Genomic DNA, 6,681 nt, shown 5'->3' with positions numbered 1-6,681 from the left:
CCCCAACACCACCGTCCCCGACGAGCAGAACCACCCGCCCGTCCCCGACGCCACCGCCAATTCCGGCAGTCGGCCTCCATCCTTACGGACCTGCCGCTCGCCCGCCTCCCCACGCAACTGGCGGACCGCCTCCACCAACAGGAACAAGCCGCGCATCCCCGGATGGCAAGCGGACAGCCCACCCCCGTCCGTATTCACCGGCAGCTCGCCGCCCAGCCCGATCCGCCCCTTTTCCACATACGACCCACCCTCGCCCTTCGCGCAGAAGCCCAGGTCCTCCAGCGTCACCAGCGTCATATACGTGAAGGCGTCGTACAGTTCCGCCACGTCGATGTCCGCCGGCCGCACCCCCGCGCGCTCGAAAGCCAGCCTCCCGGACACGGCCGCAGGCGAAACCGTGAAGTCGTCCCACTCCGACATCGCCGCATGTGACGTGTGTTCGCCCGTGCCCAGCACCCACACCGGCGCCTTCGCCGCGTCCGTCACATACTCCTCCGCCACGAGCAGCACCGCCGCTCCCCCATCCGAGCGGATACAGCAGTGCAGCTTGGTGAACGGGTCCGCGATGATCCGCCCCGACAGCACGTCATCGACGGTGATCGGATCGCGGTACATCGCGTCGGGATTATGGGCCGCGTTCGCCCGGGCCTGCACCGCCACCTCCGCCAGCTGCTCCAGCGTCGTGCCGTATTCGTGCATGTGGCGGCGCGCCGCCATCGCGTACTTCGCGACCAGCGTGTGTCCGTACGGGACCTCGAACTGCAGCGGCCCGCCCGCGCCGAAGGACAGGTTGGCCGTACGCCGCCCCGCCTTCAGATCGGCTCGCGCCGTGGACCCGTACACGAGCAGCACCGCGTTCGCGTGCCCCGCCGCGATCGCGTCCGCGGCATGCGCGGCCATGACCTCCCACGTGGAGCCGCCGACCGAGGTCGAGTCGACCCAGGTGGGCTTCAGGCCCAGGTACTCGGCCACCTCCACCGGGGCCAGCGTCCCCGTACCCGCCGAAGCGACGCCGTCGATGACCGAGCGGTCGAGGCCGGAGTCGGCCAGGGCGCGGCGGGCGGCCTGGGCGTGCAGTTGGAGGGCGGTTCTGTCGTCGACGCGGCCGCAGTCGGAGAGGGCGACGCCGGCTACGGCGACCCGGCGGGGGCCTCGGGAAGCTCCGGAAGCCCCGGAAGATATCGCAGCGGACATGGATCTGACGGTATATCAGATTCGGCGAAGTCGCTCTACGATGCGCAGCGTCGGCCCACAGCACGGCCCCGGAGGGAGCCCGATGGACACCACGTTCACGGAGGAACAGGACGGCATCCGCCGCACCCTGCGCGAGCTGCTGCGCAAACAGTCGGCGCCGGACGACGTCAAGGCGGCGGTCCGTACGCACCTCGGCTACGACGCCGACCTCTGGCAGCGCCTCGCCGGCGACCTCGGCCTCCCGGGCCTCGCCCTCCCGGAGGCATACGGCGGCACCGGCTGCGGCTCCCTCGAACTCGCCCTCGCCTGCGAGGAGACCGGCCGCGCCGTCCTGCCCTCACCGCTGCTGCCGACCGCCGTCCTGGCCGCCCCGCTCATCGAAGCTCTGGGCACGGACCAGCAGCGCGACCGCCTGCTGCGCCCCCTCGCGGCCGGCGAACGCACCGCAGCCCTGGCCGCCCCCGCCCCACTCACCCGCGCACTCGCCTTGACCAGCGGCAATGACGGCCCCTGGTCCGGCGGCGGCCGCGCGGGCGGCGTACAGGCTAGGCGGGCCGGGAGGAGTGAGGCCGCGGAGAGCGAGGCCGGGAAGAGCGAGGCCGCGGAGGCCGAGACCGCGATGGCCGACGCCGGGCACGCGAGCACGCGCGCCGCCACCACTCCCTGGCGCCTCTACGGCTCCTGCGACCAAGTCCTCGGCGGCCACACCACCGACCTCCTCCTCGTCGCCGCCCACACCGGCGCCTACGCCGGCAGCCGCACCCTCCTCTACGCGGTCGACGCCACCACCGCCACCGGCCTCACCCGCCACCGCCGCACCACCCTCGACGAGACCCGCTCCCTCGCCCGTATCGAACTCCGCGACACCCCCGCCGAGCTCATCGGCGCACCGGACGCGGACGTCGCCGAAGCCCTCGCCAGAGCCGGCATCACCCTCGCCGCCGCCCTAGCCGCGGAGGCGGTCGGCGTGGCCGACGAGGCGCTCGCCCGCACCGTGGCGTACGTGAAGGAGCGGCAGCAGTTCGGCAGGCCGGTCGGGTCCTTCCAGGCGGTGCAGCACCGGCTCGCGGACCTGTACGTGGAGGTGGAGTCGGCCCGCTCGGCCGCGTACTACGCCGCCTGGGCGGCGGCCGATCCCGAAGCCCCCGCCGAGGACCGTACGACCGCCGCACCGCTCGCCCTCGCGCAGGCCCTGGAGGCCCAGCACACCGTCACCGGGCAGGCGATCCAGCTGCACGGCGGGATCGGCTTCACCTGGGAGCACGAGGCGCATCTGTTCTTCAAGCGGGCCGCCGCCGATCTGCTGCTCTTCGGCCCTCCGCACCGACTGCGAGCGCATGCGGCACAGATCGCGGAGGTGCTCGCATGAAACCCGGCATGAAAACCATCCAGCGAGTCTCCTCCACCCGCACCTTCGCCAAGATCGCCCCGCATGTGATTCCGCTGCTGGACCGCGGAGTTCACCGCCTCACCCGCGGCAAGGTGATGCTCAGCGCGCAGATGCTCCCCAGCGTCATCCTCACGGCGACCGGCGCCAAGTCGGGGCAGCCCCGGCGCACCCCCCTCGCCTGCATGCCGGAGAAGGCCGCGGCTTCCGAGGGCGGCACCAGCACCTGGATCGTCATCGGCAGCAACTTCGGCCGCCCCGGCCACCCGGCCTGGACCGCGAACCTCCTCGCCCACCCCGACGCGGAGATCTCCTGGAAGGGCCGCGACATCCCGGTCCGCGCCACCCTCCTCGAAGGCGCGGAGCGGGAGCGCGTCTGGCAGGAAGTGCTGCGGTTCTGGCCGCCGTACGCGAAGTATCAGGCGCGGGTGGAACGGCAGATCAGGCTCTTCCGGCTTACTTCGGCGGCTTCCGCCCCGTAACCCCGAGGTGCACCAGCAGCGCCAGATTCGGCTTCAGATCCGCCTGCTTCACGCCCCAGGTCTGGAAGCCCTTCTGGTGCGCGGCCACCGCGGCCAGCATCGCCACCAGTGAACCGGCCATCGCCGCGGGCGACACCGACGCGTCGACCTTGCCCTTGTCCTGGAGGTCCTTGATGGAGTCCGTAAGGGAGTTGGTGACGGCGGTCAGGATCTTCATACGGATCTTGTAGAAGCGCTTGTCGCCCTCGGCCGCGCCCAGGTCGACCACGCGCAGGATCGCGTCGTTCTTGCGCCAGAAGGACAGGAAGCCCTCGACCAGTTCGTCCGCGGCCTGCGCGCCGGACTTGCCGACCCAGGAGCGGCCCGCGACCAGATCGGTCAGGCTCGCGCCTTCCTTGGCCATCTCGTTGGCGAGTTCCAGCACCGCGCCTTCGACGTCCGGGAAGTACTGATAGAAGGTCGCCGGCGAGGTGCCCGCCTTGCGGGCCACGTCGATGACCTTCACATCCCGGTACGGCGACGAACTGAGCATCTCGCCCAGGCACTCCAGCAGTTTGGTGCGGGTCGCCTGGCCGCGACGGCCGGCCACGCGACCGTCGACCGTGCGCACTTGTCCTGTCATGCCGTCAGCTTACCGAGGGGTGATCGGCGCGCGATCTGGCTGGAGCAAATGAGCAGCAGACGAGGGAGCCACGTAGAGAGAGGTGTGCGACCCACGGACAGAATTGACCATGTGTTCGAATTATTGGCGGGACGGGGCCCGTCCTCCCCGGCTAGCGTGTGCGTATCGCAGACCCCCCGGTCGCAACGGCCCCTGCTGCCGGGTGCGGGCACGACTGCCGGGCCCCGGGCGGCGGGGCCCGGCAGTCGGCGCGAGCGGTCATTACCGGACAACGTGATCTATGACACTCCCCTTTATCCCCCCGAGTTCGCAACGAGGGCGAATGCCAGGGAGAATCAGCGGGCGTACCCCCGGGACTGACGGAGTTGCGCGCGCAGTGAGAGGCTGCACGGGGGCTGTTGTTGGTGTAGCCCCGCAACGGGGAGGTGGCAGGGAAGTGGTCGAGCAGCTGACGCAGCACGACCCGAGACGGATCGGACCCTTCGAGGTGCTCGGCAGGCTGGGCGCCGGCGGCATGGGCCTGGTCTATCTCGCGCGTTCCGCGTCCGGCCGCAGAGTGGCCATCAAGACGGTGCGTACGGAACTGGCGGAGGATCAGCTCTTCCGCGTCCGCTTCACGCGCGAAGTGGACGCTGCCCGCGCCGTCAGCGGCTTCTATACCGCCGCGGTGGTAGACGCCGATCCGCGGGCTGCGGTTCCGTGGCTCGCCACGGCGTACGTACCCGCGCCCTCGCTCGAGGAAATAGTGACCGAGTGCGGTCCGCTTCCCGTCCAGGCCGTGCGCTGGCTGGCGGCCGGCGTCGCCGAGGCGCTGCAGTCCATCCACGGTGCGGGCCTCGTCCACCGCGACCTGAAGCCTTCCAACGTCCTCGTCGTCGAGGACGGCCCCCGGGTGATCGACTTCGGCATCGCGTCGGGGGTCTCCAACACCCGGCTGACGATGACCAACGTCGCCGTCGGCACCCCCGCCTACATGTCTCCGGAGCAGGCCCGCGACTCCCGCTCGGTCACCGGTGCGAGTGATGTCTTCTCGCTCGGGTCGACGCTGGTGTTCGCCGGTACGGGTCACGCGCCCTTCCACGGCGCGAACCCCGTCGAGACCGTCTTCATGCTGCTCCGCGAGGGCCCGAACCTGGAGGGCCTGCCGGACGAGCTGCGCCCGCTGATCGAGTCCTGCATGCGGATGAACGCCGACGAGCGGCCCACTCCCGAGGAGCTGCAGGTCGAGCTGGCCCCGCATCTCTTCAGCGCGGGCCAGGACGACAGCGGGACCGCTTCTGCCTGGCTGCCCGCGGGGGCGGTGGGGCTGATCGAGGAGCGGCGCGGTGGTGGTCGTACCACCGCTGGGGCTGGGGCTGGGGCCGGGGCCGGCGCGGTGAACGGGGCGCCTGGCGCCGCGGGCAATGGCGCCGGTGCGGCGGGCAAGGGCGGCTCCGCGCTGCCGAAGCCGCCGCCGATGCCCTCGTACGAGCCCGGGGAGCCGGTGCCGCCCGGGGTGCCGCCCGAGCCGGAGCCGGCGGTCGCCGAGGCGGCTCCGCCGTCCGGCTCCGCGTCGACGCCGCGTGGTGCGGTGCGGCTGGCGCAGTCGCCGGTGCCGATCGGGCCGGGGCCGCGGGTGGCGGATGTGCGTGCTTCGGCGCAGCGGATGGCGGCGGAGCGGGACGCCGGGCGTAACGGGGTGACCGGGTGGCTGCAGCCGCCGAACGGCGCCGTACCCGGGCAGAAGGCGGCCAAGGCGGCGCAGGCGAAGAGCTCCGGTGCTGCGGCGGCTGCTGCTGCGCCGTCGGCTCCGGCTCCGGTGGTGCGGCAGGCGGACTGGCGGCCGTGGCGTTTCCGGATGTCGAACGACGTGTGGGGCACTCCGGCGGTGGTCGGCAATCTGCTGTACGTCACCTCCTTTGAGGTGCACGCCCTCGATGTGGGCAGCGGCAGGCGGCAGTTCAAGACCCGCGAGGTGGCCTGGTCGATGGCGGTGGGCGATGGGCTCATCCACGCTTCGGACGGGCCGAGCCTGTACGCGCTGGACTCCGCGCAGGGCCAGGAGCGGTGGCGGGTGGCGACGGACGGCTGGGTGTACTCGCTGAAGACCGACGCCCCTGCGGCGCGGGCCTCCGGCCGTTCCGGGACGGTGGTCACCGGCACCCGGGGCGGCGGCGTGCAGGCGCGTGACGCCGGCACGGGTGAGCCGCTGTGGGAGCTGGCCGGGGCGCAGTCCGACTTCGAGACGCAGGAGGCGGGCCCGGTCGTCCACGACGGCTCGGTGTACCTGTGGGCGAACGACCGGCTGTCCGCGCTCGACGCCCGCACCGGCGCCGAGCGCTGGTCATACCCGGTGGGCGACGCGGCGGCCTGCGGCGGCGTCCCGGTGCGGCTGACGCCGACGGATGACGGCGTGCTCTACGTCGCGGCGGGCAAGCGGGTGCTGGCCCTGGACGCGGCCTTCGGCGGCCTGCGCTGGACCTTCGAGACCCCGGCGGTACTGCTGAGCCCGCCGGCGTACGCGCCGGGGCCTGCGGTGACGGGGGGTGGCGTCTATCTCGCCGACTATCTGGGGACGGTGTACGCGCTGGATGCCGCGGACGGCCGCGAGCGGTGGCGGATCGCCACGGAGGCGCGGCAGTCGATCGAGCCGGTGACGGTGACGGACGGCTCGGTGCACGTGGGCGCGGGGAGCGCGCTGTACACGCTCGACGCGGTGGCGGGCACGCCGAAGTGGCGCTTTCCGGTACGCGGCGAGCTGATCGGGGCACCGGTGGCGGCGGAGGGGCGGGTGCACTTCGGCTCGGCCGATCACTGCATTTACGCGGTGGCCGCGGGCGATGGCCGGCTGTTGTGGAAGCTCAAGACGGATGGGGAGATCACGGGGTCGCCGGTGGTGGCGGGGGGTGTGGTGTACGCGTGCAGCAAGGACCGGTGCGTGTATGCGCTGGATGCGGCGGAGGGGACGCGGACGTCGGGGGGCTAGCGGCTTCCGCTTCGGCGCTGCGATTCCCGCC

At 72.2% G+C, this 6,681-nt stretch carries 5 protein-coding genes; 3 read left to right on the top strand and 2 right to left on the bottom strand.

Annotated features, from left to right (window positions below; all coding sequences use genetic code 11):
• Positions 1-1,194: acetyl-CoA acetyltransferase (locus tag G5C51_RS38610; protein WP_165245028.1), on the bottom strand; the 1,194-nt coding region annotated here is incomplete at its 3' end.
• Positions 1,195-1,276: 82 nt separating this feature from the next.
• Here G5C51_RS38610 and G5C51_RS38605 point away from each other — a divergent pair.
• Together G5C51_RS38605 and G5C51_RS38600 are read left to right on the top strand one after the other, a co-directional pair.
• Positions 1,277-2,563: an acyl-CoA dehydrogenase family protein gene (locus G5C51_RS38605; RefSeq protein ID WP_165245026.1), complete on the top strand. Its 1,287-nt coding sequence runs from the start codon at positions 1,277-1,279 to the stop codon at positions 2,561-2,563.
• Entirely contained in the window at positions 2,560-3,063 is a 504-nt protein-coding gene (locus tag G5C51_RS38600; protein WP_165245024.1) for a nitroreductase family deazaflavin-dependent oxidoreductase, read from the top strand. The genes G5C51_RS38605 and G5C51_RS38600 overlap by 4 nt, the downstream gene beginning before the upstream one ends.
• Here G5C51_RS38600 and G5C51_RS38595 read toward each other — a convergent pair.
• A complete protein-coding gene (locus tag G5C51_RS38595; protein ID WP_165245022.1) occupies positions 3,038-3,685 on the bottom strand; it encodes a TetR family transcriptional regulator in 648 nt (215 codons plus the stop codon). The genes G5C51_RS38600 and G5C51_RS38595 overlap by 26 nt on opposite strands.
• A gap of 436 nt (positions 3,686-4,121) precedes the next feature.
• Here G5C51_RS38595 and afsK point away from each other — a divergent pair, with 436 nt between their 5' ends.
• Positions 4,122-6,650 (top strand): protein serine/threonine kinase AfsK, encoded by a 2,529-nt coding sequence (gene afsK, locus G5C51_RS38590; RefSeq protein WP_165245020.1) that lies wholly within the window; start codon positions 4,122-4,124, stop codon positions 6,648-6,650.
• Positions 6,651-6,681: the final 31 nt, after the last annotated feature.

Origin of the sequence: Streptomyces coryli, from assembly GCF_011044975.1 — a bacterium.
Taxonomy (GTDB): Bacteria; Actinomycetota; Actinomycetes; order Streptomycetales; family Streptomycetaceae; genus Streptomyces; species Streptomyces coryli.
Note: the sequence above shows the minus strand (reverse complement) of the source record. Positions and strands in the feature narration are given on the sequence as shown.